Origin of the sequence: Sorangium sp. So ce726, from assembly GCF_051521405.1 — a bacterium.
Taxonomy (GTDB): Bacteria; Myxococcota_A; Polyangia; order Polyangiales; family Polyangiaceae; genus Sorangium.
Map to the genome: position 1 here is coordinate 10,738,263 of NZ_CP150349.1, position 26,789 is coordinate 10,765,051.

The window sequence follows — 26,789 nt, forward strand, 5'->3', positions numbered from 1 at the left end:
ATCCGGGGAGTACGCCGGCCGCGCGCGCCGCTTTTCTGCTGGGGAAGGGAATCGAGGGGGCTCGGGGCGCCGCATCGTGCCGCGCGGCGCCGCAGGTACGCGGGGGGTGGCTCCCGAGGCGTCGGGTGCCACCCCCGCGCTTCGGGATCAGGTGCTCGGGGCGGGCTTCGGGGTGCCGAAGATGCTGGCCGCCCGGCGCTTCTCCTTGGCGGCGCGATCCCGATCGCTGTAGCTCGGGATCACGACGCGCTGGCGCTGCGGCAGCTCGCGGCCCCCGACGATGGCGTCGACCTCCTCGGCGTCCAGCGTCTCGCGCTCGAGGAGCGCCGTGGCGAGCCGCTCGAGGATCTCGCGGTTGTCCGTGAGGAGCTGCCGCGCCTCCGCGTGGGCGTCGAGGATGAACCGCCGCACCTCGTCGTCGATCTGGTTGGCGATCGTCTCCGAGTAGTCGCGGCGCCGGCTCGTGAAATCGCGCCCGAGGAACACGCTCTCCTCGTCCGCGCCGTACGAGATCGGCCCGATCACGTCGCTCATACCGAACTCGGTCACCATGCGCCGCGCGAGGTTCGACGCCTGCTTGATGTCGTTGCCCGCGCCCGTCGTGAACTGGCCGAACACGATCTCCTCCGCCACGCGGCCGCCCATCAGCACCGACAGCCGCGCCTTGGCGAAGTCGCGCGACATGCTGAGCCGGTCCTCCTTCGGCAGCTGCTGCGTGAGGCCGAGCGCCGGGCCGCGCGGGATGATCGTCACCTTGTGGACCGGATCCGAGAACTTCTCCAGGAGCTTCGCGACGAGCGCGTGCCCGGCCTCGTGGTAGGCCGTGGTCCGCTTCTCCTCGTCGCTGATGACCATGCTGCGGCGCTCGGCGCCCATCAGCACCTTGTCCTTGGCCATCTCGAAGTCGGCCATCGAGACGACGTCCTTGTCCTGACGCGCCGCGAGGAGGGCCGCCTCGTTGACCAGGTTCTCGATGTCGGCGCCGACGAACCCGGGCGTGCCCCGCGCCAGGATCTCCATGTCGACGTCCGGACCGAGCGGGACCTTCTTCGTGTGAACCCGGAGGATGCCCTCGCGGCCGCGCACGTCGGGGCGATTCACGACGATGCGCCGGTCGAAGCGACCAGGCCGCAGGATCGCGGGGTCGAGGACGTCGGGGCGGTTCGTCGCGGCGACGATGATCACGCCCTCGTTCGACTCGAAGCCGTCCATCTCGACGAGCAGCTGGTTCAACGTCTGCTCGCGCTCGTCATGACCGCCGCCGAGCCCCGCGCCGCGGTGGCGACCGACCGCGTCGATCTCATCGATGAAGATGATGCACGGCGCGTGCTTCTTGCCCTGCTCGAACAGATCGCGCACCCGGCTCGCGCCGACGCCGACGAACATCTCGACGAAATCCGAGCCGGAGATCGAGAAGAACGGCACACCCGCCTCGCCGGCGATCGCGCGCGCGAGGAGCGTCTTGCCCGTCCCGGGGGGGCCCATCATCAGGACGCCCTTCGGGATCCGGCCGCCGAGCTTCTGGAACTTCTTCGGGTCCTTGAGGAACGCGATGATCTCTTCGAGCTCGTCCTTCGCCTCGTCGATGCCCGCGACGTCGGCGAACGTCACCTTGTTCTGCGCCTCGCTGAGCAGCCGGGCGCGCGACTTGCCGAAGCTCATCGCCTTGCCGCCGCCGGCCTGGAGCTGGCGCATGAACAGATAGAACATCACGAGCAGGAAGACCGTCGGCAGGAGGTACATGATCGCCCCCGGCCAGAACGGCGACGTCTCCTCCTTCTCGAAGAACACCGCGACCTTGTTGTCGACGATCGTCTTCGTGATCTCGTCGGCGTTGTCAGGCCCGATCGTGACCTTCTTCGTCTTCGTCCCGCTCTTCGGGTCCTTGACCCAGAAGGTGTACTCGCGGTCCTTGATCGTGACCGACTCGACGTGCGGATCCTTGTCCTTGGCCTCGACCTGGACCTGGGCCATGAACTCGCTGAACGCGACTTGTGTGGCGGGCCGGGAATCCGGGCTCAAGAACTGCCAGATCGCCAAGAACATCATGATCAGCAGAACCCAGAGCAGCAGCGTCTTGTGCGATTGCTTCACGAGGACCCTCTAAGCTCGCGCGGCGAGCCGGCGTGTACTGAAATTGTACGCGTGTTCCAGTCAGCATGCCACCCGTCAGCTCGGTCGTCGACCGCAGGCGTCCCCGCGGTGACACAGCGAAAAAAGGGGACTCGACAGGGGCCGCGGGTGGGGTGCATGCGGTCAGGTCCCGCGACGCGCAGACCCGTCCTCGATAAGCACGCTGGACTCCTCTGGAAAGCCCACGGCGATCTCTTCGCCGCCGCGAACCCGGACGCGCAGCGGCCGCCCCAGCTTGCGAGCCCGCTCGATCGCGAATCGCTGCGCCCGACCGAGCGGAATCGACAGCGGCTCGCTGCCGTCGAGGACGTCTGGATCGCCGCCAAGCGGCCGATCTCGCCCGGCGACAAGCATGTCCGAGAGCGCGCAGAGGTGCTCGACGATCGCAGGCGACAGGTCCTCGAGGAGCGGGAGGAGCTCGCGGCGGACGCGGACGCGGGTGAAACGGGGATCCCTGTTGCTGGGATCCTCGGCGAACGCCAGTCGATGTCGGCCGAGGTGGGCGAGGACGTCGGCGCGGCGGGCCTGGAGCAAGGGGCGGATGAGCTCGATGCTCGCCGCCGACCCCGGCTCCTGGTCCTGGCACGCCGCGCCAGCGACGTCGGAAGGGAGCGGGGCGCGCGGCGGCAGGACGGCGAGCCCACGCGGCCCCGCGCCCCGCAGCAGGCGCAAGAGCACCGTCTCGGCCCGGTCATCCGCGGTGTGGCCGGTCGCGATCGCGCGGGCGCCGTACGCCGCCGCGGCAGCGGCCAGCGCGGCAAACCGGGCGGCGCGCGCCCTGGCCTGGAGGTTCGCGCCGGGAGCCACGTCCACGCGGGTCTCGGCGTAAGGGACCCCGATCTGCTCGGACAGGTCGCGCGCGATCGCGAGCTCGGCCGCGGCCGCGGCGCGGAGGCCGTGGTCGACGCCGTGCGCGACCACCTCGTGGCCGATCCGCCGCCGGAGCAGCGCCAGGACGTGCAGCAGGGCGGTCGAGTCGGGGCCTCCGGAGCAGGCGCAGAGCACGACGTCGCCGCGAGCGAGCAGCCGCTCGTCCCGGATCAGCCGCTCGGCGAGGCGGATCAGCGACGGGGGGTGCGACCGGCCCCGCCTGGGCGGCGGGGGAGGTCCAGCAGGAGGGCTCATCGCAGCTCGAACGCTTTGCAGAAGATGATCTCGTCGCGATCCTCGAGCGAGGTGCTCAGGTGCGGCGCGACCGGGTAGCCAAGCGAGCAACGAGGCCCGCGGCCAGGCGGCCCGGCGCCCGCCTCGTCGGGGTCAGGGGCCACCGGATCGAACGAGGCGCAATCGGGGCAGGCGAACACGAGACGATAGCGCTGCGCCTCTTCGCGGAGCCGATCGTCGAGGTGGTGAATCATCCCTGCCAGCGTAGCGCAAGCCGCCGGGCGACGGCGCCACGCGGCTGCGCACGGCCCTCCGGCCGAGCTCGACGGAGCAGCGCTCGGCGCGGCGAGCACGCCGGCATGCCCGCTCGGATCAGCGAGCGGATCTGCGGGCGCGGGAGAGCCTCACGATCGACTCGATATGGCTCGTCTGAGGAAAGAGCTCGACCGCCTCGATGTCCGTGATCTCGAAGCCGCCGCGGAGGATCCCGCCCAGATCGCGCGCGAGCGTGGCCGGGTCGCACGAGACGTACACGACCACGCGCGCGCTCGATGCGGCGATCGCGCGCGCCGCGCCAGGAGCCCCGCTGCGCGGCGGATCCAGCACCACGACGTCGGTGCGCGCCGGGATCGGGTACTGATCGGCGTCCGCCTCGATCGCCTTGCCGGCGAGGCCTCGAGCAGCGAGGTTCTGCCGCAGGCAAGCGACCGCTGCGGACGAGAGCTCGACGGCTGTGAAGGACGCGAGCCCCGGGGGGCCAGAGGCCGCAGCCCCGGCGGGCTCGGCGGCCGGGGAGGGTCGCTGCGCGCCGCGCGCGAGCAGCACGGAGAGCGTCCCACTGCCGGCGAACAGCTCCAGAACGTGCGGGGGCCGGGTGGAGTCGAGGTGGGCGAGCTCGGCGGCGCGGCGGGCGAGGACGGCCGCCCCCTCCTCGGACGGCTGCCCGAACCCGCCCGGCGCCAGGAACAGCGGCAGGCCGTCCGCTCCCAGGATCGCGGGCCGCGGATCGCCGAACGACGCGGCCTCGCGCGCGCCGTCGAGCGTGACGCGGGCCCCGGCCCACTCCCCGCGCGCCGTACGCTCGTCCAGCCGCTGCCACACGGCCGGCGGCAGCTGGCCACGCCACAGGATCTCGACCACCGGGCGGCTCGAGGCGCCCAGCGAGATCAGGACATCGCCCTCCCCTACGGCCCCATGGAGGACGCCGGGCAGCTCGCCGGCGAGCGGCGCGATCGCGTCGACCAGCACCACGCAGCGATCGACCGCCGCCACGGCGTGCGTCCTCGGCGCGCGATAACCCACGCGCACCTCGCCGCGCTCCGCGCGCGCGAACAACCTCGCCCGCGACCGGTAGCCGAGCGGCTGGGGGGCCGGATGGACGCGGATCGGCGGCAGATCGGCCTCGGCGAGCGACGTCGCCCGCGCGATGGCTTGCCGGACGATCTGCTCATGCGCGGCCTGCTGCGCCTCGATACGGACATGCATCCAGTCGCAGCCCCCGCAGGCTTCAGCGAAGCGGCACGGCGGAGCGACGCGGTCGGCGCTCGGCTCGACGATACCGAGGAGCCGGCCCCTCGCCGGGCGTGCGCTCCGGTCGAGCTCGACCTCGACAAGATCCCCCGGCGCGGTCGCAGGGACGAAGACGACCTCGCCCGCAAGCCGACCGATCCCCGCACCCCCGGCGGCCAGCGCCTCGATACGCAGCTGAGCTCGCTCGCTGGGGCGGTGCCGCACCCTGGCACCGTTCGAGCGGCGGTGGACAGACTTCATCCCTTCATCGTAAGGCGCTGCAGGCTGATCCGGCCGGGGTGGACGACGGGCGCTCGGTCGCGGAGAGCGAGACCGCGCGCCCGCCAGTCCCCCGTGGGGCTCCCCTGCACGCAGGAGCTCGACTGGCCCGTGGTGGTCGCGTCCGTCGAGGCAGGCGGTGAAGGGACAGCGTCTACGCCCCTGGAGGGCGAGGGGTGCACGGCGCTCGTCTTCATGTAGATCAGCGCGCCGATACCGAGCACACACAGCACGGTGAGGGTGATGACGGCGACGAGCACGAGCGTGTTCCTGCCGTTCCCCTTGGACGCCGCGTCCTGCGTGGCGGCCCAGATGGCCGCCGGATCCGGGCGCGGCAGGGAGAGCGCGGTCTCGATCTGCGACTGTGGGGGCTGCGCTGTCGCCGCGGACGCGAACAGCTGGGCCTGTCCCACGGTCATCGGCGCCGGTGCCGTCTGCACCGGCGAGCTGACAGGGGGCGCATGGGCTGCGGCATGGCCCTGGCCATTGAACGGGAGCGCATACGGGACGGCGGCGTGCCCCGGCGACGGCACAGCGACGGCAGGGGTCCTGGTCACCCGCGCGTGACGCGCAGGGTCGCTCGCGCCCTGCAGAACCGGCGGTGGATCCTGCGATGGGAGCGCGAGCGTGGACGCGAGCGGGTTGCCCAGATCGCTGTCCAGGAGGCCCCCCTTGGGAAGGGGCGCGAGCTCGCCGGCGTCGAAGTCGCGCGGAGAGTACGGGCTCGAGGAGAGCGGAGGCGGCGCAGGGTCGTGACCGCCGGGCATGCGCGGTGGGCTCGGGTATGCGGGCGAAAAGCCGGGACGCGCCGTCGGCATGCCAGGACGCACCGTGGGAATGCCGGACTGGACGCCGGCCTGGCGAGACTGCGCTGGCACCGGCTCGGGCACCATGCCTGCCGCGGGGCGCACCATCGGGCGCTCCCCATGAGGAAGGGATCGCACCGGCTCGGCTTGCTCGCGCGTCGCGACCGTCGTCGGGACATCCTCATCGTCATCCATCAGCGATGAGGCGACCATCTGCCTGTCGTCCGCGTCCCTCGGCTGCGGGCGCCCGACCGGCGCGATCCCGCTCGCCGGCGGAGCGTTCTGCCGCAGGATCTGCGGCGGCGTGAGGCGCTGCTGCGGCTCAGGCTCCCGACCGCGGCTGCGCAGCCCGACGCTGTCCGTGGCCGTCGTCGAGCTGCGGGCGCGCACCTGCTCGACGTTGATGGTGGACGTCACCTCGGCCGCCCACGCGAGGTGCGCCTCGCGCTTCTGGATGCGATCGACGAACACCTGCTGCACGAACTGCGCGACCTCTTCGGAGCCAACGAAGATCCCGCTCCTCATCAGGAAATTCTGCAGGGCTCGCGAGAACTCACGCGCGGTCTGAAAGCGATCGTGCTTGTGCTTGGCGAGCGCCTTCATGACCACGCTCTCCAGCTCGATCGGATAGTCGGGCACGATCGTGGACGGCGGCGGGACCACGCAGGCCTGCACCTTCTCGAGCGTGTCGAGATCCGTGTCCATCCGGAAGAGGCGCTGGTTCGTCGTGAGCTCCCAGAGGACGACCCCGAGCGCGAAGACGTCGGTCGTGCGATCGACCTCGTTGCCGCGCACCTGCTCGGGAGACATGTAGGCCAACTTGCCTTTCAGCGTTCCCGCGCGGGTGGACGACAGCCGGTCGGCCACCTTGGCGATCCCGAAATCCACGACCTTGGTGTAGCCGTCGTAGGTGAGGAACAGGTTGTGCGGCGTGACGTCGCGGTGCACCAGGCCGAGCAGCTGGCCGTTCTTTCCGCGCAGCTCGTGAGCGGCGTGAAGCCCCTCTGCGGCATCGGAGCAGATGCGCGCTGCGAGCTCGGGCGAGATGCGCAGCCGGCGCTCCTCCGCGCGGCGCATCACCTCCCGGAGCGGCTCGCCGTGGAGGTACTCCATGGCGATCCAGTAGGTGTTGTCGTCCTTCCCGAGGTCGAAGACCTGCGCGACGTTGGCGTGGTTGATGCCAGCCGCGATGCGCGCCTCATCCAGGAACATGTCGACGAACTGATCGTCCTCGACCAGATGAGGGTGGATCCGCTTGATCGCGACCCACTTTTGGAAGCCGCCCGGGCCATCCATGCGAGCCAGGTGAACGCTCGCCATTCCGCCCACCCCGATCTCGTCGACCACACGGTAACGGCCCAGGAAGTACGTCCCCTGCTGCTTCTCGGACTCCTTCGCGCGCGCTTCAGGCGATGAATTGGTCGACCCGGGGCTTGGAGGTCCGCCCATTCGCGATGCGGGTCGAGGCGGGGGTTGGGGCATGAGCGGTCACTACTTTACCGCGAGTTCGCAGCGCTTTGCCATGTCGTCTCGGCCAGGACACCTTCCAGATGGTCAGCTTCAATCCACCTGGGCACTGAAGGCTCCTGTCCCGACAGGTGGGACACCCCCTGAGACCCAGGACGGAGTCGTGACGGGCTCAGGGGAACGGTTGCCCAGGTTGACCCCGCTCGAAGTAGAAGCGGAACCCCCCGGTGACCCGCGAGAGGAGCTCCCGAGGGATGGCGTCCGCTGGGTGACCGAGCCCTGCGTCGCGCGGATCGCCGACCCAGACGTCGAACGTCGCGTCGGTGTACTTGTCGACCGCGTCCGTCTCGTTGGGATCGCCGCTGAACAGCGCCTGGAACTTGATGGTCCCATCGACGGCGTAGAGCACGATGTTCTGGTTGTGGCAGGACCGCTGGAGGTAAAGCGCCATGTGCACGAGCGGCGCGAGCCCCTCCGGCTTCGGCGTCGGTGGAGGCGAGCCCGGCAGCTCGACGCCGGGCGGGAGCCCGACGCTCAGGTCGACGTCGAGCTTGTTCACGGTCCCGTTCCCGCGGATGAGGTCGACATCATCGATCAGGACCGCGAGCCCGTCCGAGATCTCCTGCAGGTCGCTCCCCCGCTGCACCCGGACCTGCAATGTGGAGCGGTAGGGGACCGCAGCGAAGAAGTCCGGGCTCATGTCGTAGCTGTCGTCCCAGCAGCCGGCCGCGCGCAGCCGTTCGCTGACGACCTCGCCCTCCCCCTGCCCGAGCGAGCACCCGAGCGAGAACGCGCAGGCGAGGGGCGCGAGCGCATGGGCCCTCATGACGCCACCTGCGAGCGAAGGGCCGCCTTGATGCGGCCTCCCCCGAGGACGCGATCGCCCCGGTAAACAACGGCCATCTGCCCGGGGGAGACGGACCGCACCGGGCTCGCGAACCGCGCCACGAAGCTCTCCGCGCCCGTCGCGGGGTCGCGGCGCCGCTCGATGATGCCAGGCGCCGCCTCGTGCCGCGCGCGCACCCGCACCTCGGCCTCCAGGGGGAAGACCGCGTCGTCGCACCACACGGCGTCGGCGATCTCGGCGCCCGCGGCGTACAGATCGCCCTCGTCGCCGAGGTGCACCGCGCCCGACGCGGGGTCGAGGCCCACGACGAACGCGGGCCGGCCGAGCGCGACGCCGATGCCCTTGCGCTGGCCCACCGTGAAGCCGTGCACCCCGCCGTGTGCGCCGACCACGCGGCCGTCCCGATCGACGATGGGGCCGGGCCGGAGCCTGTCCGCGGCGCGCTCGGCCACGAACGGCGCGTAACGGCCGGAGGGGATGAAGCAGAGCTCCTGGCTCTCCCCCTTCTCGGCGCCCGGGAGCCCGCGGGCGATCGCCTCGGCGCGCACCTCGTCCTTGGTCGAATCGCCGAGCGGGAAGAGGAGCCGCGACAGCTCGTCCGACCGGAGCATGTGCAGGAAATAGCTCTGATCCTTGTGCCGATCGCGGCCCCGGTAGAGGCGAGCGCCGCCCTCCTCCAGGACGACCCGCGCATAGTGGCCGGTCGCGACCCACGAGACCCCCAGCCGCTCCGCCAGCGGGAACAGCTCCCGGAGCTTGACCGAACGGTTGCAGGCCACGCACGGGCTCGGCGTCTCACCCGCGAGGTAAGCCTCGACGAAGGGGTCGACGACGTGCTCGCGGAACAGGGCGCGCCGGTCGAACGTGTAGTGCGGGATCCCGAGGTGGTCGGCGACCCGGCGGGCGTCGTGCTGATCCTCGGGCGCGCAGCAGCGGCTCTTGACGCTGCCGTCGTCGGGGTAGTCCCAGAGGTGCAGCGTCACGCCGACGACCTCGTACCCAGCGTCGCAGAGGCGCGCCGCCGCGACGGACGAGTCGACTCCGCCGCTCATCGCGATGAAGACGCGGGCCCCCGAGGAGGCCCGCTCGCCGGGCCGCGCCGTACCGTCGGCCTCTCGGACCAGTGTTGCCATTTCCGTTCTTATAGCGTGGATTCCTCGCCGCGGCCGGACGCCGCGGGCGAACGCCCACGGGATGCCGCGGCGAGCTCGCGCGGGGCGCTGCGGCGAGGGCTGGCGCGAGGAGCCGGGACGGCGGCGCGCCGGTGAATGATCAGGCTGGCTCTCCGCCATTCACCCTTGGCCACCCCCGCAGGGCGCGTGTACCGTCTGCCAGATGCCGAGCGGGGTCGTGCTCGTGATCGAGGACGAGGAATATATCGCGGACCTGCTCGCCACCGCGATCCGGGAGGCAGGTTACGAGGTCATCTTCTGCGCCACCGCGGAGGCCGGGCTCTCCACCGCCTGCACCCTGGAGCCCGAGTGCATCGTCTGCGACATCGGCCTGCCCGACCACGACGGCTACTGGGTCGCGCGCAACGTGCGCACCCAGCCGTCCCGGGTATCGGTCACCCCCTTCCTGTTCCTCTCCGCGCTCGACGACCAGGAGGCCCGCCTCGAAGGGTTCCACGTGGGCGCCGACGTCTACATGACCAAGCCGTTCCGGGTCGGCGAGGTCGTCGCGCAGATCGGGGCGCTCGTGCAGATGGCGTCGCGCCTGCGCCAGCGGCGGGACAGCCTCATGTCCATCCCGACCTCCGTCGATCAGACCGCGATCGAGGGCGATCTCAGCCAGATGTCCATCGCGACGGTCCTCACGGTGCTCGAGATGGAGCGGCGGTCGGGGGTGTTCGAGGTGAGCAGCAAGAAACGTCGGGCTCAGCTGGATATCGCCGAAGGGTGCATCGTCGAGGGGACCGTGGGAGGCACGCGCGCCTCGGCGCTCGCCGCGCTCCGCACCATGCTCAGCTGGAAGGTCGGACGGTTCGCGTTCGTGCCAGGCATCCGCCCCCTGCCCGCGGAGCGGACATCCATCGCGGCATACCTGCTCGAGGCGACCCGGCTCGAGGACGAGAGCGCCCGCGTCGAGCTGCCACTCCCGCCGTCGCGACGCCGTCCGGAGCCCCGGAGCGCGACGACGGCGCTCGGCGGGCCGTCGTCCCTTCTGGACGACGTCGCGCCGCCGTCGTCGCGCGTCCTGTCCGAGGAGCGCCTGCGCCGCGGGCCCACCCCTGCGCCACAGAAGAGCTCCGACCCCGGCGTGGCGATCTCCGATGGGCCGCCGTCGCTCGAGCTGAACTTCGAGTTCGAGCTGGCGACCCCGGCGGCGCCACCAACGCTGCCCTCGCTGGCCCGCAGGACAGCGAAGCCGTCGAGCCAGCGCGGCATACGCGTGGAGGAGAGCGAGCCTCCGACGCTCCCGCGAGGCGGGAGCCGACCGCCGCCCTCGCGACCGTCCTCGCCAGGCCGGAGCGGAACGCCGCCCTCACGACCGTCCTCGCCAGGCCGTGAGGGGCAGAGCGCCGTGGAGACAGGCGAGTTCTCCCGCGGGACCCTCGCTCCCCCAGAGACCCAGCCGGCAAGCCACGAAGGCCCGCCGCGTGCGACCCCGATCCCTCCGAGACCGGCGCCGGCCAGACCGCCCCGCCCCGACGCGAAGAAACGCTGACGCAGGAACGGGGACAGCGACGAAGCGGAAGCGTCGATCTAAAGCGTCGGCTGCTGCTCCACCTCGCCCGGATCGTGATCGCGCAGGTAGCTCAGGTTGACCGCGTTCACGACGGCATGCGCCAGGATTGGCCCGACGAGCGACCCCGTCGCCGCGAAGATAGCGCCGAGCCCCGCGCCCACGCCCACCGCCCAGCCGATCCACACCCAGCGGCTCGGACCGCGCATCTGGTGCATCAGCCCGAAGAGGATCGCGCTCAGCGGCACGCCGAGGAGCGGCGTCAGGAGCCCGCGGAAGAGCAGCTCCTCCCCCAGGCTCGAGAGGCCGGCGAGGAGCAGGATCTGGCCGAGCGAGAAGTCGCGCGCGACCGGGCGGAGCTCCGCGTGCAGGCGCCGGGCCCAGCTGAACCGGGCCACGGCGACGCGCGTCATCACGACGACCCCGGCCGCCAGCGTGAGGCCGAGCGTGGCGCTCATCAGCAGCGCGGCCAGCGGCGGCAGCGCGAGCCACGGGCTCGGGTGGATCCACGGCAATCCATCCCGCAGCACCAGGCACAGCGAGATCGCCAGCGCCGCGAGGACGAGATAGCCGGACGCCGCCCGCACCGTCGCGTCGGTTCGACCGGTCCGCGCCCATCGCGACGCCATGTCCCATCATGGCACGCCGAAAGAAGACGGTGAAGCCGCGCGCGCCGTCAGGACCCCTGGCCGAGCGCCGGCAACCGGAGTACGTCGACGCCCATGCACGCGACCGTGGTCATCTTCCCGGGCTCCAACGCTGATGCCGAAATGATCCATACGCTCCGCGACGTGCTCCAGGTCCGCACGTCGACCGCCTGGCACCGCGACGCCGAGCTCCCCGCAGGCACCGATCTCGTCGCGATCCCCGGCGGGTTCTCCTACGGGGATTACCTGCGCTGCGGCGCCATCGCGCGCACGAGCCAGATCGTCCCCGCCATCCGCCGGCACGCGGAGCGCGGCGGCCTGGTGATCGGCGTCTGCAACGGGTTCCAGATCCTCACCGAGGCGGGGCTGCTCCCGGGCGCCCTCACCCGCAACGCGCACCTCCGCTTCGAGTGCCGCGACGTCTTCGTGACGCCGCGCGCGGAAGGGCCGTTCACGACCGGCCTGCCGCGGGTGCTCCGCCTGCCGATCGCCCACGCCGAAGGGCGGTACCAGGCTGATCCGGAGACGCTCCGCAAGCTCGTCGAGGAGCGCGCCATCGCGCTGCAGTACTGCGACCGGGAGGGGCTGGTCGGCGGCGACGCGAACCCCAACGGATCGGCGATGGACATCGCCGGCATCTACGGCGGGCCCCGGCGGAACGTGCTCGGGCTGATGCCCCACCCCGAACGGATGAGCGAGCCCTTCCAGGGCCACGGCTCCGCCGATGGGCGCGCCCTGTTCGACGCCGTGCTGCGCAGCGTGGGCGGCGCCCGCTCGGCCCCATCCGCGAGCGCGCCGTGAGCGACGCGTCGCCCGGCGCCGCCCGTTGCCGCGTGTGCGACGCGGCGCTCGCGCCGGAGAGCGATCGCTGCCCGCAGTGCGGCGCGGCCGCGCACGCCGAGGCCTGCCCGCACTGCAGCGGCGTGACCGGCGTCTCGACGCACCCCGAGCTGCGCTTCGTGTGCGACGCCTGCGGAGGCCCGCGCGTCCCCGTCGCCGACGACCGCGTCAAGCGATCCGGCCGCGAGGCGCCGCTGCTCCAGAAGGCACGCGCGGCGGCCTCGGCGCGCTCGGTCTGGCGCGCCGCCGGCGTCGCGGCCAGCGCGCTGTTCGGCTTCGAGCTGTTCCTGTTCGCCGTGCTGCTGCTCGTCCTCAGCGCGAGCGTCGGGCTCTTCACCGCTGGCCTCCTCACCATGGCGCCCGTCGGCGCCTTCGCCCTCTGGGCCCTCCGGCGGGCGAAGTCGCGGAGCCGGGACATCGCGCCCGCGCTCGACGCCGCCTGGGTCTCCGTCGCCTCCGACGTCGCGCGCCAGGCCGAGGGCCCGCTCACCGCCGGCCGGCTCGCGTCGACCCTCCGCATCGCCGAGTCCCAGGCCGAGGAGCTCCTCGCCCTGCTGGAGGTCAACGACGTCGTGCGCGGCGCGGTGAGCCCCGAAGGCGAGTTCGGCTATGCGCCGAAGCTGCGCGTCGACGCGGCGCGCGACGAAGACCAGGGCGAGGCGGGGGCCGAGAGCGTGGCGCACGCCCTCGCCGCCGAAGAGGAAGCCTTCGCTGCCGAGCCCCTGACGCAACGGACCGCCCATGTCGACCCCGCGAAGCGCTGATCCCAAGCCGAAGCCGGGCCCGCCGCAGCAGAAGGCCCGCGCGAGCCGGCCCGCGCCCCAGGAGCGCCGCGCCCTGACCCACATCGGCGGCGCGACGCTGCTCGAGGGCGACCCCGAGAGCGCCGCGAAGCTCGCCCACGCGCTCGACGTGGCCAGCTCGAGCACGGCGGAGGAAGCGGCGCGCGCGCACGTGCACGGGTTCCACAGCTACCCGGCCCGGATGCACCCGGACACCGCCCGCCGGTTGATCGAGGGCCTCTCGAGGCCGGGCGAGCGGGTGCTCGACCCCTTCTGCGGCAGCGGCACTGTCCTCGTCGAGGCCCGGCTCGCGGGCCGGGCGGCGATCGGCGTCGACGCGAACCCGCTGGCCGTGCGCCTCGCCCGCCTCAAGGTCCAGGGCAGCACCGCCGGCGAGCGCGAGCGGCTCGTCGCCGCCGCCCGCGAGGTCGCGGCCGCGGCCGATGAGCGCCGCAAGGCGCGCGCCGGTCCGAGCCGCCGGTACGGCCCCGAGGACGTCGCCCTGTTCGAGCCACACGTGCTCCTCGAGCTCGACGGGCTCCGCGTCGGCCTCGACCGCATCGCGGGCCACGGCGCCGACGCGCTCCGCGAGGATCTCGAGCTCGTCCTCTCCGCCATCCTGACGAAGCTCAGCCGCCGCACGTCCGACACGTCGGAGCACGAGCTGCCGCGGCGGATCGCCGCCGGCTATCCGGCGCGGCTCTTCATCCGCAAGGCGGAGGAGCTCGCCCAGCGCCTCGCCGAGGTCGCAGCACAGCTCGAAGCGAGCCCGCCCGCGCTCGTCGAGGAGGGAGACGCGCGCGTGCTCCGCGGCGTGGAGACCGGCTCGATCCACCTCGCGATCACGTCGCCGCCCTACCCGGGCGTGTACGACTACCTCGCCCACCACGAGGCGAGGCTGCGCTGGCTCCGGCTCCGCAGCGCCCGCTTCGAGCAGGACGAGATCGGGGCCCGCCGGCACCTCGACCCGCTCGGCCCCGAGGCCGGCCGCGCGCGCTGGCGCGATGAGCTCAGCGGCGTGCTCGCAGCGCTCGCGCGCGTCCTCCGGAGCGGCGCGCCGCTCGTGCTGCTGATCGCCGACAGCGTGGTCGCCGGCGCGCCGGTCTACGCGGTCGACGTGGTACGGGCCGCCGCGTCCAGCGCGCGCTTCGCGGTCCGCGCGGTCGCGTCGCAGCCGCGCCCCCACTTCCACCGCCCCACGGCGCGCGCCTTCCAGCGCCGCCCGCGCCACGAGCACGCCATCCTGCTGATCCGCGCCTGACCCGCCAAGCTCGTCCCGCGGCGCAGGCGCACGAGAGGCGCGCCGCCGCGCCTGAGCCACCGAAAATTGCCCCGCGGCGCGGGCTCATGGCAGGGTGCGCCGGCGTCGGGCAGCGCGCGAGGCGGCCAGCACCGGCCTCCTGCGGCGCCCCGGGGCGAGCGACGATGGCGAGAGCTCACCTGGCACTTCTTCTCTGCGGCACCTTCGCCCTCGGCTGCGGCAAGGCAGGCGGCGATCCGGGGAAGGCCGACCTCGACAGCACGGGGATCGACGCCTGCGACAGCTACCTGGCCACGATGACCACCTGCGCCAGCAAGCTGCCCGCGGAGAGCAGGAAGAGCCACGAGGCCGCGATCCGGATCGCGCGCGACGTGCTCGAGGCCAAGGCGGAGGCCGACGACGACGCGCTGAAGGGCGACGCGAGGGCGGAGGCGCGCGTCGCGCTCGCGGCCGCCTGCAAGCAGATGAGCGACGCGGTCCTGGACCGCGAAGCGTGCGGCCGCTGAGCGCCGGACGGCCGAGCGCGCGGGCGAGCGCGCACGCGACGAGCTGCGCGCGGCCGCCCGCCGCGCTTCACGCGAAGGCGGGCACCTCCGCCGGATACTGCTTCCGGAGGAACGACGCCCACTGCGGCCGCCGCTCGGCGTGGAACACGTCGCCCGCGAGCATGCTGGTGATGAGCTTGCGCATCGTGGGCCGCTGGTTCGGCTCGAACAGGGTCTCCCGGAACTGGCCTTTGTAAAAGCCCTGAACGACCCCCAGGAAGAGATCGACGGCGTAGCGGATCTCCGCCTCGTAGGCCGCGAACGCGGCGCGCGAGGTGTCCCCGGCGTCGAGCGCGCGGTGGATGGCCGTGGCGGCCAGATCGGCGCCCTTGATGGCGAGGTGCGCGCCCGTCGAGAAGAGCGGGTCGAGGAACCCGCCCGCGTCGCCCACGAAGAGCCATCCATCTCCGGCGAGCTGGTCGATCCGGTACGAGAAATCGGCGAGCGCCCCCACCGGCCTGATGCGCCGCGCGCTCGCGAGGAACTCCCGCGCCCAGCCGCTCTGCGCGACGGTGCGCTCGAAGAGCTCGTCGAGGCTCTCCCCCTTCGCCCGGCTCCGGATCCAGCTCGACGACACCACCGCGCCGACGCTCGTCACCTCGCCGCGGAACGGGATGAACCAGAACCACCCGTGCTCGAAGAGGACCACCTGGATGTTGCCCTGGTGGATCCCCTCCTCGCGGGGCACGCCCTCGTAGTGGGTGAACAGCGCGGTCTTGTCGAGCTCGGCCAGCTGCGCCTTCCGTCGCATCCTCGACGCGAGCAGCGTGTCCCGCCCCGTCGCGTCCACGATCACCGGCGCCCGGAGCTCGACGGCGTCGCTCGTGTCGGCGCGCGCGGCCGCGGCCCCCTCCGGCCCGGCGCCGTCGGGTCGCGCGCGAGGCCGCGCGCGCACCCCGACGGCGCGCGGGCCCTCGAACACCACCTCGACGGCCTCCCACGACTCGCGCACCTCCGCCCCGAGCTCCGCGGCGTGGCGGAGCAGCAGCTGGTCAAACGCGTCGCGCTGCACCTGGTAGGCGAACTCGAACCTCGGATCGAACGCGTCGGCGAAGCTGTACGTCCGCGTCCGCCCCGTCGCCGAGCACAGGAACCGGGCGCCGTATTTGCGGAGGAAGCGCGCGTCCAGCTTCTCGTCCAGCCCGAGCCGCTCGAAGACCTCGCGGGACCGCGGCAGCAGCGACTCGCCGATGTGAAAGCGAGGGAACCTCTCCCGCTCGAGCACGAGGGCCCGGCGACCGAGGCGGGCCAGCGATGCAGCGAGCGTCGACCCACCCGGCCCTCCGCCGAGGATGATTGCGTCCCAGCGATCCGTCATCGCTCGTCGTATAGTGCGTGCTGACGCTCGAGAAAATGCGCTCTCGGCGTCGGCGAAAGGAGCCGATATGCCTCCGCCATCCGGGCCGGGGCCCTCGCGCTCCAGGCGCTGGGGGTCCTCGCTCACCGACGTGCCGGGGTCTTCCCGCGCCAGGTAGGGAGGAGGGATCGGCGGTGCCCACGGTCGTGTTCGAGGACGGCGCGCTCGGCCCCGCCGTCACCGCGGAGGCGGGAGCCGGCAGGCTCATCGATGTCTGCGACGATGCGCGCGCCCCGGTCGTGTTTTCGTGCCGCGATGCGCGCTGCGCCACATGCCGCGTCGAGGTCGTCGAAGGGGAGCAGCTCCTCGATCCGCCCGCGCGCGGCGAGCTCGATCTGCTCGAGCGCCTCGGCGCCCCGCCGCGGCTCCGGCTCGCGTGCCAGGCGGTGCTCCGCGCAGGCCCCGGGCTGGTCCGCTTGCGCGGGGTCATCGGCCGCGAGGGCTGAGCGGCAGGGGGCGCGCGGCGAGCATCGCGCGCGCCCGCCATCAGGCACCGCCTTAGCGCGCACGTCCCCACGTGGCGGAGCGCGCTCCGCCGCCTTCGCGATCGTCGGTTCCCGTCGTGCCCTGCCATTGGCGGCACTGGCCAACGGTGTTAAGGCAGCCCCCGTTCTGAGGCCCGGCTCCTCGGGGAGGAGAGCGAGATCAGGGTGTCCCCCCGGAGCTGCCCGCGCGCGGTGACGACGGGACGCCGCTCGCTGGGGACGCGCACCGCGGCGCATGCGGACGCTGTCGCCCGCCTGGCGGGGATGGAAAGACCGCGCGGAGGAGTGGAGGAGACGTGACCAAAGCCAGGAAGCTGCGCGACCTCATGGCCCGCCCCGGGCCGATCGTCATCATCGGCGCGCACAACGGGCTCTCCGCAAAGATCGGTGAAGAGGCAGGCTTCGACGGGCTCTGGGCTTCCGGCTTCGAGATCTCCGCGAGCTACGCGGTGCCGGACGCGAACATCCTCACGATGGCGGAGAACCTCCAGGCCGCCAAGATGATGAACAACACGTCGCTCCCGGTCATCGCGGACTGCGACAACGGCTACGGCAACGCCGTCAACGTCGTCCGCTGCGTCGAGGAGTACGAGGCGGCGGGCATCGCGGCGATCTGCATGGAAGACAACATCTTCCCGAAGCGCTGCAGCTTCTACGCCGGCGTGAGGCGCGAGCTCGCGGACGTCGAGGAGCACGCGCTCAAGGTCCGCGCGGCGAAGGCGACGCAGAAGGATCGCGACTTCGTGGTCATCGCGCGGACCGAGGCGCTCATCGCCGGCTGGGGGATGGAGGAGGCGCTCCGCCGCGGCCGCGCCTACGCGGACGCGGGCGCCGACATGGTCCTCATCCACTCGAAGAGCAAGGACCCGGACGAGGTGCTCTCCTTCGCCCGCGCGTGGGACCGCCCGAACACGCCGCTCGTCTGCGTGCCGACGATCTACCGAACGACGAGCGTCGACACCCTGCACAAGGCCGGCTTCAAGCTGATCATCTTCGCAAACCACGCGATCCGCTCGTCGATCAAGGCGATGACAGAGACGCTCCAGACGCTGAAGCGCGAGATGTACACCGGCAGCGTCGACGACAAGGTCGTGCCGCTCGAGCGCGTCTACCAGCTCGTGGGCGTCGACAAGATGAAGCAGGAGGAGTCGAGCTTCTTGCCCTCCGGCAGCCCGGGCGTCACCGCCGTCATCCTCGCCGCCGGCCAGAGCCAGGGGCTCCTGCCGCTCACGGAGGAGCTGCCGAAGCCGATGCTCGACCTGAAGGGCAAGAGCATCCTCGAGCGACAGATCGACGTGCTCAACGGGTGCGGCGTCAAGGACGTCGCCGTCGTGCGCGGGTACAAGAAGGAGGCGATCAAGGTCCCGAACGCCCGCTTCTACGACAACGATGAGTACGCGACGACGAACGAGGTCTTCTCGCTCTTCCGCGCCTCCAAGGAGCTGAGCGGGCCATTCCTCTTCCTCTACGGCGACATCGTGTTCGAGCGCGGCCACCTCGAGAAGCTCCTCAAGAGCCCGGCGGACATCTCGATCGTCATCGACCGCGCCTACGCCGAGGGCCAGCGGCCCAAGGACGCGCGCGGCGTGCCCGACCTCGTGGCCCTGAAGGACGCGCAGGAGGCCGGCTACCGCTTCGTCGGCGCCGAGGCGCCGCACCGGGTGGCCCGCGTCGGCCGCGCGATCCCCGCTGGCGAGGCGCACGGCGAGTTCGTGGGCATGGCCCTGTTCACCGCGAAGGGCGCGCGCCTGCTCACCGACTGCTATAACCAGCTGGTGGAGACCCGCGCGAAGGGCGGCTTCCACGAGGCCGAGTCGCTCCGCAGCGCGACCTTCACCGACCTGCTCCAGGAGCTCATCGACCGCGGCGCGGATGTGCAAGCGATCGACGTTTACAAGGGGTGGCTCGAGATCGACACGTTCGAGGACTACCGTCGCGCCTGGGCGCTCATCAAGGAGTGAGGCGATGTCCCACGGTTCAGGCAAATCGTATGCGCCCGAGTTCGTCGCCGCGCTCAAAGAGGCGGGGTTCGACTTCTTCGCGGGCGTGCCCTGCTCGCTGTTGAAGGGCCTGGTCTCGCTGCTCGATGCCGACGCGAGCGCCCGCTACATCTCGGCGACCCGCGAGGACAGCGCCATCGGGATGGCGTTCGGCGCCTGGCTCGGCGGCAGGCTGCCGATGGTCCTCATGCAGAACTCCGGGCTCGGCGTCTCCGTGAACGCGCTGGCCTCGCTCAGCACGATGTACGAGGTGCCCACGCTGCTCGTCATCTCCTGGCGCGGCGAGGGCGGCAACGACGCCCCGGAGCACATCATGATGGGCGAGATCATGCTCCCCATCCTCGATCTGATGAAGATCCAGCACCGCGTCCTCCGCGCCGCCGAGCCGATGGGCCCCCAGGTGCAGTGGGCAAAGGGCGTCATGCTCTCCACCAGGCAGCCGGCGGCGCTCATCGTGCCCGCGGGGGTGCTCGAATGAACAAGCTCGAAGCGCTGAAGGTGTTCACGACGGCGGTCGGCAAGGACGACCTCGTGGTCTGCTGCAACGGCATGATCGGCCGCGAGCTCTACACGACGAAGGACCGGCCCTCGAACTTCTACATGATCGGCTCGATGGGGCTCGGCCTGTCGATCGGCCTGGGGCTCGCGCTCGCGCAGCCGCGCAAGCGGATCTTCGTGCTCGACGGCGACGGCAACGTCCTCATGGGCATGAACGCCCTCGCCAGCGTCGGCAGCGAGCGGCCGGCGAACCTCCTTCACGTCGTCCTCGACAACCGCTCCCACGCCTCGACGGGCGGGCAGCGGACGATCTCGGGCGACGTGAAGCTCGAGTCGGTCGCCAGCGCGGTCGGCTACCGCGCCACGCACCGCGCCGACTCCGTCGAGTCCTTCGAAGCGTCGCTGCGCGCCGCGCTCGTGCAGCCGGGCCCGGTCATGGTCCTCGGCCTCGTCGACGGCGGCACCGTGAAGGGCATCGGCCGCGTCGCCGAGACCCCGCAAGAGCTCGCCTCCCGCTTCGCGGCCGAGGCGCGCCGATGAGGGCAATCCTGCTCGCCGCCGGCCGCGGCCGGCGCATCGGCCGGGACGCGCCCAAGTGCCTCATCTCGATCGAGGGCAAGACGCTGCTCGAGCGCCACCTCGTGAACCTCACCGAGAGCGGCGTCACCGATCTCACGATCGTCGTCGGCTTCCGGCACGAGATGATCGAGGAGGCGCTCGCCTCGCTCCGCCCTTCGCTGAAGGTGGAGCTCGTCAAGAACCCGCGGTTCACCCATGGCAGCATCGTCTCGCTCCACGTCGCGGCCCACCGGCTGTCGGGCGGCGGGCTGTGGATGGACGCCGACGTGCTGTACCCCGCCGCGCTGCTGCGGCGCCTCGTGAGCTCGCCCCACGAGAACTGCCTGCTGGTCGACGCGAGCTCGGAGGAGAGCGGCGAAGAGATGATGGTCGGCGTCCGCGCCGGCCGGATCCTCAAGATCGCGCGCCGCGTCGGCAAGGACTGGGACATCGCCGGCGAGACCGTCGGCTTCGCCAAGGTCGGCCCGCAGGGCGGCCGCACGATGCAGCGCCTCCTGGAGGAGGAGGTCTCCGCCGGCCGCCTCGATCAGGAGTACGAGGCCGCAATGGACCGCGCTTTCCAGGAGATACCGTTCGGTATCGAGCGCGTCGACGATCTGCCCTGGACCGAGATCGACTTCGAAGAGGACGTGGAAAAGGCCCGCCGCCTAGCGAGCACTCTCTAGAGCTGGCGCTGAGGGCACCACGCGGATCTGAGCTTGGCGACGCAGCCGGGAGCCGAGCTCAGGCCACGGCCAGCTTCGCGCGGCGGGATGCGCCGCGGAGGAACCAGCCGTTCAGCCAGATGACCGCGACGATCCAGACGACCCCGCCTGTCGCGAAGAAGACCTGACCCAGCCAGAGCTGGTTCACGAGGAGCGTCAGCACCACCATCGACAGGAACGCGTCGCCGTTCGATATCGCCCAGAGCGCGCCGATGAAGCGCGTGAGCGGCGACGCCTCCTCCCGGATCAGCTGTTTTACCTGATCCGCGCTGGTCGAGGACTGGCTCCGCCGCGGGTCGAACCACTCGTGCTCGAACGCGAGGTGCCCCATGCGCCCGATGAAGACATCGAAATGGGCAAAGAACGAGGACGAGGGGCCGAGCGCCTGGACCTTGCGGCGCAGCACGTCCGCCGTCTCGTCGGTGCCCGTCTCGAAGATCGAGCAGTACTTGAGCTTGAAGTAGTCCGCGGAGAAAGAGCGCAGCGCCCCCTGGAGCAACGCGATCAGCAGGAGTGCGTTCGTGGGCACGGCCGCGCTCCACGGGCTCTCCGGCGGCGGGTGAAGGCGAACGTGCCAGAAGATGCCGGCATAAAGAAAGACGACGCCCAGCCAGTCGGCCAGGCCGTCAATGGCGTGCCCCGCGGGGCTCACCATCCTCTTCGCCCGCGCCAGCGCGCCGTCCACGCAATCCAGGATGGAGCGGAGCTCGAACACGAGCGCCCCGGCGATGAGGTGCCTCGGATCATCGAACGTCACCAGGTAACCGGCCAGCGCAGCGAAGAGCGGCTGAACCAGCGTCACCTGGTTCGGCGTGACCGGCGTCCTCATCAGCGCCCGCACGATCCAGCGCGCGATCGGGTACCGATAGTAGCGATTGAGCGGGTCCTCCATGCGCATCTTCCAGCCGCCCGGCACACCGCCGGACTGAGCGGCAGGCGTCGAGCTCTCGGCAGCAGCGCGCGGTTCAGGCATCGGCGACCCCGGCCCGGAATCTAGGGCAGCCGCCCCCGGGGACCAACTGGATTGCGACCTCTCGATGGACATGGCGTGACAGATCGCCGCAAGCCGGCGCCCTGGCGGCATGCCGCGCTTTCCAGGACGTATCCCGCGCCTCCGGCGACCAGCTGCGTAGTCGTTTGCGCCCCTGAGTCCCACCGAGAACCGTGTTTCGCACCTCGCGCTCGGACGCGACAGGCACACTCGGGCGCTCCCTTCCTGTAAAATCACATTCTCTCGCCTGCGGCGCTGCGACGTTCGACGAGCGCGCGCGTCCGCTGGAGCCGGTCTGACGTGGCGGCCGCGCCCCGCCGCGCGCTCCGGGGGGTGCCCTGCGAGAATGGCGGCGCGCCGGGGCTCCTCGGCGCTATGGTGCCGCGGTGGCAAACAGATCCTGGAGCACGGCGCTCCTGCTCGTGGCCGCAGGGTGCTCCGCGAGCGTGGGATCCATCGGGGCTGTCCTTGGGCGAGATAACGAGTCGCTGGCGCTCTACGTGCGCGACGTGCCGCCGGGCCTCGCCGCCGAGCGAGCGGGGCTGATCCCGGGCGACGAGATCATGATGATTGATGGCGTGTATGTCCGGGATCTCTCGTCGACAGAGGTGCGCGATCGGCTCCGCGGCGCCGTCGGGAGCGCCGTCGAGCTCACTGTCGTCCGCGGGCGCGACGTGCGGCGCGTCCGGGTCGTGCGCACCGAGCTAAGGGCGCACGAGGGCCTCAAGCCCAGAGAGGAGCAGATCCCGCCTTGAAGCGGGGCCGGTGACCGCTCATTGCGCGGCGAGCGCCACGAGCTCGGCATAGTGCTTGTTCGCGTAGAAGGAGAGCACATCGACGGCGTCGCGCACCTCGCTCGGATCGAGGTCCTCGAGGCGGTACTCGACGCTGAGAATCACGTCGCCTTCCTCGTCAGCCGAGAGCTTGGCCATGTTGATCTCACGGTTCAGCTGGAGCAGGCGCCGCACGATCAGGTCGCCCTCTTCGGGCTCCATCGGGAGCCGAACGAACGGGATCACCGCGAAGACCACGAAGGGGGGCGAGAGCCGCACGAACAGCGGGAAGAGCCGCTCGGCCCCCTGGAAGTCGCTGCGCATGGTGTCGTTGGATACGACCTCCACAGCCCAGCCCTCGCGCTCGAGGCACGCCTTGATCTCGTCGAACGTCATGCGCGGCATCATAGCCTCTGACGGCGCGCCTCCGGGAGCGCGCCGCATCGGCGGCCCGACGCCCCCCGCTCGTCCGGTCTCGCGGGCGATCCCGCCGCCGAGCTCCCCGCAGGCAGCGCAGCGCCTTCACCCGGGGCAGGGAACGCGGACGCACCGGGAAGCAGGGAAGCGGGGAAGCGGGGAAGCGGGGAAGCGGGGAAGCCGAGTGAGAGTGCTGCCCAGGCAGCAGCCTGCGCGAAAGCTCGGTGCGGCTAGACAGCGACAGCCGCCCGGCACCGTCCACGCCGACAGCCCACACCGACAGCCCGGAGGCAGCTCGTCCGGCCGGCGCTTTTGTCCGCGGAAGGCCGCGGCTCGCGTTGACGGTGCCCCGCGCTCGAACTATGCGTAGAGGTCAGATTTCGAGTCCGCCGAAGGAGCGATTCATGCGCCGTTACCAGTTCACATCCGAGTCCGTCACCGAAGGACACCCCGACAAGGTGTGCGACCAGATCTCCGACGCCATTCTCGACGGGATCCTCGAGAAGGATCCGACGGCCCGCGTCGCGTGCGAGACCCTGGTGAAGACGGGGATGGCCGTCGTGGCCGGCGAGATCACCACCTCGGCGTGGGTCGACATGCCGGTCGTGGTGCGCAACACCATCAAGGACATCGGCTACACCGACGCCGCGATGGGCTTCGACTACGAGACGTGCGCAGTGCTCACGGCGATCGAGAAGCAGTCGCCCGACATCTCCCGCGGCGTCACCGAGGGCGAGGGCCTCTTCAAGGAGCAGGGGGCAGGCGACCAGGGGCTCATGTTCGGATATGCGACGGACGAGACGTCGGAGCTGATGCCCTCCCCCATCAGCTATGCCCACCGCCTCGCCCGGAAGCTCGCCGATCTCCGCAAATCCAAGAAGCTCGACTGGCTGCGCCCCGACGGCAAGACCCAGGTCACGATCGAGTACGAAGATCAGACGCCCGTGCGCGTGAGCGCCGTCGTCGTGTCGACGCAGCACAGCCCCGAGGTCAAGCACAAGACGATCGTCGACGCGGTGCGGAGCCTGATCATCGAGAAGTGCATCCCGGCCAAGCTGATGGATAAGAGCACGAAGGTCTACGTGAACCCCACCGGCCGCTTCGTGGTCGGCGGCCCCTTCGGCGACGCCGGCCTCACCGGCCGCAAGATCATCGTCGACACCTACGGCGGCATGGGCCGGCACGGCGGCGGCGCCTTCAGCGGCAAGGACCCGACGAAGGTCGATCGCTCCGCCTGCTACTACGCGCGTTATGTCGCGAAGAACGTCGTCGCGTCCAAGCTCGCGGCGCGCTGCGAGGTGCAGATCGCCTACGCCATCGGCGTCGCCCAGCCGGTCGGCGTCCACGTGAACACCTTCGGCACCGGCCGCGTAGGTGAGGACGTGCTCGAGAAGTACATCATGCAGAACTTCGACATGCGGCCGAAGGCGATCATCGAGCAGCTCGATCTGCTGAAGCCCATCTACCGCAAGACGGCCGCGTACGGCCACTTCGGGCGCGACGAGTTCACCTGGGAGAAGACGGACCGCGCGGCCAAGCTGGCCGACGACCTGCTGCGCCCGACGCTCGCCGCGGTCCCCGCGCCCACGAACGGCGCCGGGAGCAAGAAGGAGCCGAAGCGCAAGAGCAAGAAGGAAGTGGGCGCCCAGGCCTGATCGTTCAGAGCGCTCCGCCCGCTGCGTGTGAGCGGGGCGAACCGTGGACGGCCCCTTGGAGAGGCCGAGAGCGCCGGCGCTGCAAAGCGCCGGCGTTCTGCGTTTTGTCGACACAGTCCGCGTCTCCTGGAACGCGCATGACCATGGCGCCTGGGTCGGATGGGGGTGCCACGATGTGGGCACTCACCTCACAAAAAAGCACTGCCCTTTGCTGGGATGGGCTGACTGCTGCGGCCGCTTCTGCTGATAAAATCATCGACGACTCCCGTATCGCCGGATCGACCCGAACCTCCCTGGTTCCATGCGACCTCGAGGAGCACCGATGAAACCTTGGTTGAATTTCTTGAGCCTCATCACTGCGGCCGGGTGTCTGGGCACGGCCTGCACCGGGAACATCGGACCGGTAGGCGGCCTTGAAGTCGGGGAGGGCGGCGCCGCGAGCGCCTCCAGCACCGGCGGCATACCGGCCACGACAGCCGAAACGACGGCCGACGCGACGACCGTCGCCACGTCCGCGGGCGTGGGTGCGGGGGGCGCGGACTGCAGCGGCTCGCCGGATGTCGACGACGACGCCGACGGCTTCACGGAGCTCGACGGCGACTGCGACGATTGCAACGCGCTGATCAACCCGCGAGCGCTCGAGCTCCCGACGGTCGGTGGAGAAGGGGGAGCCTCGCCGGAGCCCGTGGACGACGACTGCGACGGCATCCCCGACAACGTGCCCGAGCCGTGCGACGACGGGATCCCGCTCGACGACCTGGATCCTCTCAACGCCGCGAGGGCGGTCGAGCTGTGCAAGATGTCATCCGGGCCCAACGACTGGGGAGTGGTCTCCGCCGCCTGGGTCATGGTCGACGGCGCGCCACCGCCGCAGGAAGCCGAGCTGCTCGCCAACTTCCATCTCGGGCACGGCATCCTCCCCAAGTTCGGGCTCAACGTCCCGCCGAGGGCGGGCACGCGGCTGCTCGCCCTCTCGAGCGGCACGGCGCGGACGGAGGACGACGAGGGGTTCGAGAGCCCGCAAGGCTTCGACAAGAAGTACGAAGGCGATTTCCCCGAGGGCTTTCCGAAGGTCCCTCGCAACTGTGAAGATCTCGTACAAGCGAAGCCGTCCGACCCGACCGCCGTCGAGATCACCCTCCGGGTCCCGTCGAACGTCCGCGGCTTCGCGTTCAACGTCAATTACGTCACGTTCGACTGGCCAGTCGTCTGCGACAATTTCAACGATTACTTCGTCGCGTTCCTCTCGCCGCGGCCGGCCAACCTCATCGATGGCCACATCCTGTTCGACAGCGAGAGGAACGCGATGAGCGTCAACAGCACCTTCATCGACGTCTGCGCCTGCCAGGACGGCCCGCCCTGCGATCTCGACGGCAGGGTCTACGCGTGCACACGCGGGACCCGGGAGCTGTTCGGAACCGGGTTCGAGAGCCGCGCGGGGACGAGCTGGCTGGTCACCTCGGCGCCGGTGGAGCCGAACTCGGAGATCAAGATCCGCTGGGGGGCGTACGACGCCGGAGACCATCAGCTCGATTCGACCGGGCTCGTCGACAACTGGCGGTGGCTCACCGACAAGGACGAGAGCGTGATCACGCTCCCCGACCCCCCTGCGCCGGAGCCGTAGGGCGCGTCGCGGCGCCGGCACGCGTGGGAGGCGATGGCCCGCGCGCCGGGGCGATCAGGCCACGATCGGCGCGTCCGAGGTCGCCGCGCCGGTGCCGGCGAGCAGCTCCTTGTACCAGGCGGCCGCTGCCGCCGCGCGGCCCGGCAGCGCGCGGCTGCCCCACAGGACCGAGAGCGTGCGCGTCGTCCCCGCGTGCGTCTTCGTCCGCTGCGCGTCCTTCACGGCGTTCGCGCACGGGCCTTCCGCGTCGAAGACGCAGAGGAGCCCCTCGAGGTCGATCTCCTGCCCCGAGGCGTTGAACACGTAGCGGGACCCAGCGGGCGCGACCTCGATGCGGAGCGGCGGGCGGGCGCGGTCGAGATCGATCACGCTGATGGGCAGGCCGGTGTGCAGCGACACGGCGTTGCACGCGTCCACGGCCGCGTTGATGGCCGCGAGCGATCCCCCCTCGGCGGCGCGGATGAGGTATTCGGAGGCTGGCTTGCCGCGGCCTGTCGGCTTGTAGCCGCCGTGCCGGAGCAGATCGCGGACCGCCGACCGCACGGCGTCGTCCGAGTGGAACGGGGCCGAGGCCTTGTCGGACAGGAGGCCGCGGAGCGCGTCGCTCCCCTGCAGCTCGCCGAGCGGCGCGGGGAACGTCGTGACGAAGGCGGCGACTTCGAGCAGAGGATGTGCCGAGAGCGTGAGCACGCGGCGCACTCTACACCAGCGGCGAGGCTGCGCGAGCGCCTCCTCGGAGCAGATCGTGATCGGCGAGCTGCTCGCCAGAGGCATGGCTGGGCGCGCGCGAGAGGAGCGCCT

Annotated in this window: 25 protein-coding genes; 13 read left to right on the top strand and 12 right to left on the bottom strand. The window is 71.2% G+C overall.

Going from position 1 to position 26,789, the window contains the following annotated elements; genetic code table 11:
* Positions 1-147 precede the first annotated feature (147 nt).
* From ftsH to mnmA, 7 genes are all read right to left on the bottom strand, one after another.
* Positions 148-2,094 carry an ATP-dependent zinc metalloprotease FtsH gene (gene ftsH / locus WME79_RS39885; protein ID WP_437525817.1) on the bottom strand — a complete coding sequence of 649 codons (1,947 nt, stop codon included), beginning with the start codon at positions 2,092-2,094 and terminating at the stop codon, positions 148-150.
* Between the two features lie 162 nt (positions 2,095-2,256).
* Positions 2,257-3,258 (bottom strand): tRNA lysidine(34) synthetase TilS, encoded by a 1,002-nt coding sequence (gene tilS, locus WME79_RS39890; RefSeq protein WP_437525818.1) that lies wholly within the window; start codon positions 3,256-3,258, stop codon positions 2,257-2,259.
* Entirely contained in the window at positions 3,255-3,491 is a 237-nt protein-coding gene (locus tag WME79_RS39895) for a hypothetical protein (protein ID WP_437525820.1), read from the bottom strand. Before WME79_RS39895 ends, tilS begins: the two co-directional genes overlap by 4 nt.
* Positions 3,492-3,609: 118 nt before the next feature.
* Entirely contained in the window at positions 3,610-5,007 is a 1,398-nt protein-coding gene (locus WME79_RS39900) for a class I SAM-dependent RNA methyltransferase (protein WP_437525822.1), read from the bottom strand.
* Entirely contained in the window at positions 5,004-7,280 is a 2,277-nt protein-coding gene (locus WME79_RS39905; protein ID WP_437525824.1) for a protein kinase domain-containing protein, read from the bottom strand. The genes WME79_RS39900 and WME79_RS39905 overlap by 4 nt, the downstream gene beginning before the upstream one ends.
* Before the next feature lie 190 nt (positions 7,281-7,470).
* Positions 7,471-8,124: a hypothetical protein gene (locus tag WME79_RS39910; protein ID WP_437525826.1), complete on the bottom strand. Its 654-nt coding sequence runs from the start codon at positions 8,122-8,124 to the stop codon at positions 7,471-7,473.
* Positions 8,121-9,278 carry a tRNA 2-thiouridine(34) synthase MnmA gene (gene mnmA, locus WME79_RS39915; protein WP_437525828.1) on the bottom strand — a complete coding sequence of 386 codons (1,158 nt, stop codon included), beginning with the start codon at positions 9,276-9,278 and terminating at the stop codon, positions 8,121-8,123. The genes WME79_RS39910 and mnmA overlap by 4 nt, the downstream gene beginning before the upstream one ends.
* A 202-nt stretch (positions 9,279-9,480) precedes the next feature.
* Here mnmA and WME79_RS39920 point away from each other — a divergent pair, with 202 nt between their 5' ends.
* A complete protein-coding gene (locus WME79_RS39920; RefSeq protein ID WP_437525830.1) occupies positions 9,481-10,812 on the top strand; it encodes a response regulator in 1,332 nt (443 codons plus the stop codon).
* A gap of 38 nt (positions 10,813-10,850) precedes the next feature.
* Here WME79_RS39920 and WME79_RS39925 read toward each other — a convergent pair whose 3' ends face one another.
* Positions 10,851-11,459: a CPBP family intramembrane glutamic endopeptidase gene (locus WME79_RS39925; protein WP_437525832.1), complete on the bottom strand. Its 609-nt coding sequence runs from the start codon at positions 11,457-11,459 to the stop codon at positions 10,851-10,853.
* A 93-nt stretch (positions 11,460-11,552) separates the two neighbouring features.
* Between WME79_RS39925 and purQ the strand changes: the two genes are divergently transcribed.
* The 4 genes from purQ (at position 11,553) to WME79_RS39945 (ending at position 14,866) form a co-directional block, all read left to right on the top strand.
* Positions 11,553-12,278 (top strand): phosphoribosylformylglycinamidine synthase subunit PurQ, encoded by a 726-nt coding sequence (purQ, locus tag WME79_RS39930; RefSeq protein ID WP_437525834.1) that lies wholly within the window; start codon positions 11,553-11,555, stop codon positions 12,276-12,278.
* Positions 12,275-13,081, top strand: a complete 807-nt coding sequence (locus WME79_RS39935; protein ID WP_437525836.1) for a zinc ribbon domain-containing protein — start codon at positions 12,275-12,277, stop codon at positions 13,079-13,081. The genes purQ and WME79_RS39935 overlap by 4 nt, the downstream gene beginning before the upstream one ends.
* Positions 13,059-14,360 carry a DNA methyltransferase gene (locus tag WME79_RS39940; protein ID WP_437525838.1) on the top strand — a complete coding sequence of 434 codons (1,302 nt, stop codon included), beginning with the start codon at positions 13,059-13,061 and terminating at the stop codon, positions 14,358-14,360. The genes WME79_RS39935 and WME79_RS39940 overlap by 23 nt, the downstream gene beginning before the upstream one ends.
* A gap of 164 nt (positions 14,361-14,524) precedes the next feature.
* Positions 14,525-14,866, top strand: a complete 342-nt coding sequence (locus tag WME79_RS39945) for a hypothetical protein (protein WP_437525839.1) — start codon at positions 14,525-14,527, stop codon at positions 14,864-14,866.
* Between the two features lie 67 nt (positions 14,867-14,933).
* Here WME79_RS39945 and WME79_RS39950 read toward each other — a convergent pair whose 3' ends face one another.
* Complete coding sequence (locus tag WME79_RS39950; protein ID WP_437525841.1) at positions 14,934-16,223, bottom strand: NAD(P)/FAD-dependent oxidoreductase; 1,290 nt, start codon at positions 16,221-16,223, stop codon at positions 14,934-14,936.
* A gap of 173 nt (positions 16,224-16,396) precedes the next feature.
* Here WME79_RS39950 and WME79_RS39955 point away from each other — a divergent pair, with 173 nt between their 5' ends.
* From WME79_RS39955 to WME79_RS39975, 5 genes are all read left to right on the top strand, one after another.
* Complete coding sequence (locus WME79_RS39955) at positions 16,397-16,708, top strand: 2Fe-2S iron-sulfur cluster-binding protein (protein ID WP_437525843.1); 312 nt, start codon at positions 16,397-16,399, stop codon at positions 16,706-16,708.
* A 335-nt stretch (positions 16,709-17,043) separates the two neighbouring features.
* Positions 17,044-18,708, top strand: coding sequence for an isocitrate lyase/phosphoenolpyruvate mutase family protein (locus WME79_RS39960; protein WP_437525845.1), 1,665 nt, complete (start codon positions 17,044-17,046; stop codon positions 18,706-18,708).
* Between the two features lie 4 nt (positions 18,709-18,712).
* A complete protein-coding gene (locus WME79_RS39965; protein WP_437525847.1) occupies positions 18,713-19,225 on the top strand; it encodes a thiamine pyrophosphate-binding protein in 513 nt (170 codons plus the stop codon).
* Positions 19,222-19,785 (top strand): thiamine pyrophosphate-dependent enzyme, encoded by a 564-nt coding sequence (locus tag WME79_RS39970; RefSeq protein WP_437525849.1) that lies wholly within the window; start codon positions 19,222-19,224, stop codon positions 19,783-19,785. Before WME79_RS39965 ends, WME79_RS39970 begins: the two co-directional genes overlap by 4 nt.
* Entirely contained in the window at positions 19,782-20,489 is a 708-nt protein-coding gene (locus WME79_RS39975; RefSeq protein ID WP_437525851.1) for an NTP transferase domain-containing protein, read from the top strand. The genes WME79_RS39970 and WME79_RS39975 overlap by 4 nt, the downstream gene beginning before the upstream one ends.
* Before the next feature lie 58 nt (positions 20,490-20,547).
* On the opposite strand, the gene WME79_RS39980 is transcribed toward WME79_RS39975, so the two are convergent.
* Positions 20,548-21,420, bottom strand: a complete 873-nt coding sequence (locus tag WME79_RS39980) for a CDP-alcohol phosphatidyltransferase family protein (protein WP_437525852.1) — start codon at positions 21,418-21,420, stop codon at positions 20,548-20,550.
* 485 nt (positions 21,421-21,905) lie between these two features.
* Between WME79_RS39980 and WME79_RS39985 the strand changes: the two genes are divergently transcribed.
* Positions 21,906-22,274 (top strand): PDZ domain-containing protein, encoded by a 369-nt coding sequence (locus WME79_RS39985; RefSeq protein ID WP_437525854.1) that lies wholly within the window; start codon positions 21,906-21,908, stop codon positions 22,272-22,274.
* A gap of 18 nt (positions 22,275-22,292) precedes the next feature.
* Here WME79_RS39985 and WME79_RS39990 read toward each other — a convergent pair whose 3' ends face one another.
* Complete coding sequence (locus tag WME79_RS39990; RefSeq protein WP_437525856.1) at positions 22,293-22,688, bottom strand: YbjN domain-containing protein; 396 nt, start codon at positions 22,686-22,688, stop codon at positions 22,293-22,295.
* Between the two features lie 425 nt (positions 22,689-23,113).
* On the opposite strand from WME79_RS39990, the gene metK reads away from it, so the two are divergent.
* Both metK and WME79_RS40000 read left to right on the top strand, forming a co-directional pair.
* Positions 23,114-24,364, top strand: a complete 1,251-nt coding sequence (gene metK / locus WME79_RS39995; RefSeq protein WP_437525858.1) for a methionine adenosyltransferase — start codon at positions 23,114-23,116, stop codon at positions 24,362-24,364.
* Between the two features lie 322 nt (positions 24,365-24,686).
* Positions 24,687-25,988, top strand: coding sequence for a hypothetical protein (locus WME79_RS40000; protein WP_437525860.1), 1,302 nt, complete (start codon positions 24,687-24,689; stop codon positions 25,986-25,988).
* 54 nt (positions 25,989-26,042) lie between these two features.
* Here WME79_RS40000 and WME79_RS40005 read toward each other — a convergent pair whose 3' ends face one another.
* Positions 26,043-26,678: a phenylalanine--tRNA ligase beta subunit-related protein gene (locus tag WME79_RS40005; RefSeq protein ID WP_437540031.1), complete on the bottom strand. Its 636-nt coding sequence runs from the start codon at positions 26,676-26,678 to the stop codon at positions 26,043-26,045.
* Positions 26,679-26,789 lie beyond the last annotated feature (111 nt).

What these genes read in the sequence shown, in the direction of transcription:
- tilS (WP_437525818.1), bottom strand. Translation starts at nt 3,258, where the DNA reads ATGAGCCCTCCTGCTGGACCTCCCCCGCCGCCCAGGCGGGGCCGGTCG.
- WME79_RS39895 (WP_437525820.1), bottom strand. Translation starts at nt 3,491, where the DNA reads ATGATTCACCACCTCGACGATCGGCTCCGCGAAGAGGCGCAGCGCTAT.
- WME79_RS39900 (WP_437525822.1), bottom strand. Translation starts at nt 5,007, where the DNA reads ATGAAGTCTGTCCACCGCCGCTCGAACGGTGCCAGGGTGCGGCACCGC.
- WME79_RS39905 (WP_437525824.1), bottom strand. Translation starts at nt 7,280, where the DNA reads ATGGGCGGACCTCCAAGCCCCGGGTCGACCAATTCATCGCCTGAAGCG.
- WME79_RS39910 (WP_437525826.1), bottom strand. Translation starts at nt 8,124, where the DNA reads ATGAGGGCCCATGCGCTCGCGCCCCTCGCCTGCGCGTTCTCGCTCGGG.
- mnmA (WP_437525828.1), bottom strand. Translation starts at nt 9,278, where the DNA reads ATGGCAACACTGGTCCGAGAGGCCGACGGTACGGCGCGGCCCGGCGAG.
- WME79_RS39920 (WP_437525830.1), top strand. Translation starts at nt 9,481, where the DNA reads ATGCCGAGCGGGGTCGTGCTCGTGATCGAGGACGAGGAATATATCGCG.
- WME79_RS39925 (WP_437525832.1), bottom strand. Translation starts at nt 11,459, where the DNA reads ATGGCGTCGCGATGGGCGCGGACCGGTCGAACCGACGCGACGGTGCGG.
- purQ (WP_437525834.1), top strand. Translation starts at nt 11,553, where the DNA reads ATGCACGCGACCGTGGTCATCTTCCCGGGCTCCAACGCTGATGCCGAA.
- WME79_RS39940 (WP_437525838.1), top strand. Translation starts at nt 13,059, where the DNA reads ATGTCGACCCCGCGAAGCGCTGATCCCAAGCCGAAGCCGGGCCCGCCG.
- WME79_RS39945 (WP_437525839.1), top strand. Translation starts at nt 14,525, where the DNA reads ATGGCGAGAGCTCACCTGGCACTTCTTCTCTGCGGCACCTTCGCCCTC.
- WME79_RS39950 (WP_437525841.1), bottom strand. Translation starts at nt 16,223, where the DNA reads ATGACGGATCGCTGGGACGCAATCATCCTCGGCGGAGGGCCGGGTGGG.
- WME79_RS39965 (WP_437525847.1), top strand. Translation starts at nt 18,713, where the DNA reads ATGTCCCACGGTTCAGGCAAATCGTATGCGCCCGAGTTCGTCGCCGCG.
- WME79_RS39970 (WP_437525849.1), top strand. Translation starts at nt 19,222, where the DNA reads ATGAACAAGCTCGAAGCGCTGAAGGTGTTCACGACGGCGGTCGGCAAG.
- WME79_RS39975 (WP_437525851.1), top strand. Translation starts at nt 19,782, where the DNA reads ATGAGGGCAATCCTGCTCGCCGCCGGCCGCGGCCGGCGCATCGGCCGG.
- WME79_RS39980 (WP_437525852.1), bottom strand. Translation starts at nt 21,420, where the DNA reads ATGGAGGACCCGCTCAATCGCTACTATCGGTACCCGATCGCGCGCTGG.
- WME79_RS39990 (WP_437525856.1), bottom strand. Translation starts at nt 22,688, where the DNA reads ATGACGTTCGACGAGATCAAGGCGTGCCTCGAGCGCGAGGGCTGGGCT.
- metK (WP_437525858.1), top strand. Translation starts at nt 23,114, where the DNA reads ATGCGCCGTTACCAGTTCACATCCGAGTCCGTCACCGAAGGACACCCC.
- WME79_RS40000 (WP_437525860.1), top strand. Translation starts at nt 24,687, where the DNA reads ATGAAACCTTGGTTGAATTTCTTGAGCCTCATCACTGCGGCCGGGTGT.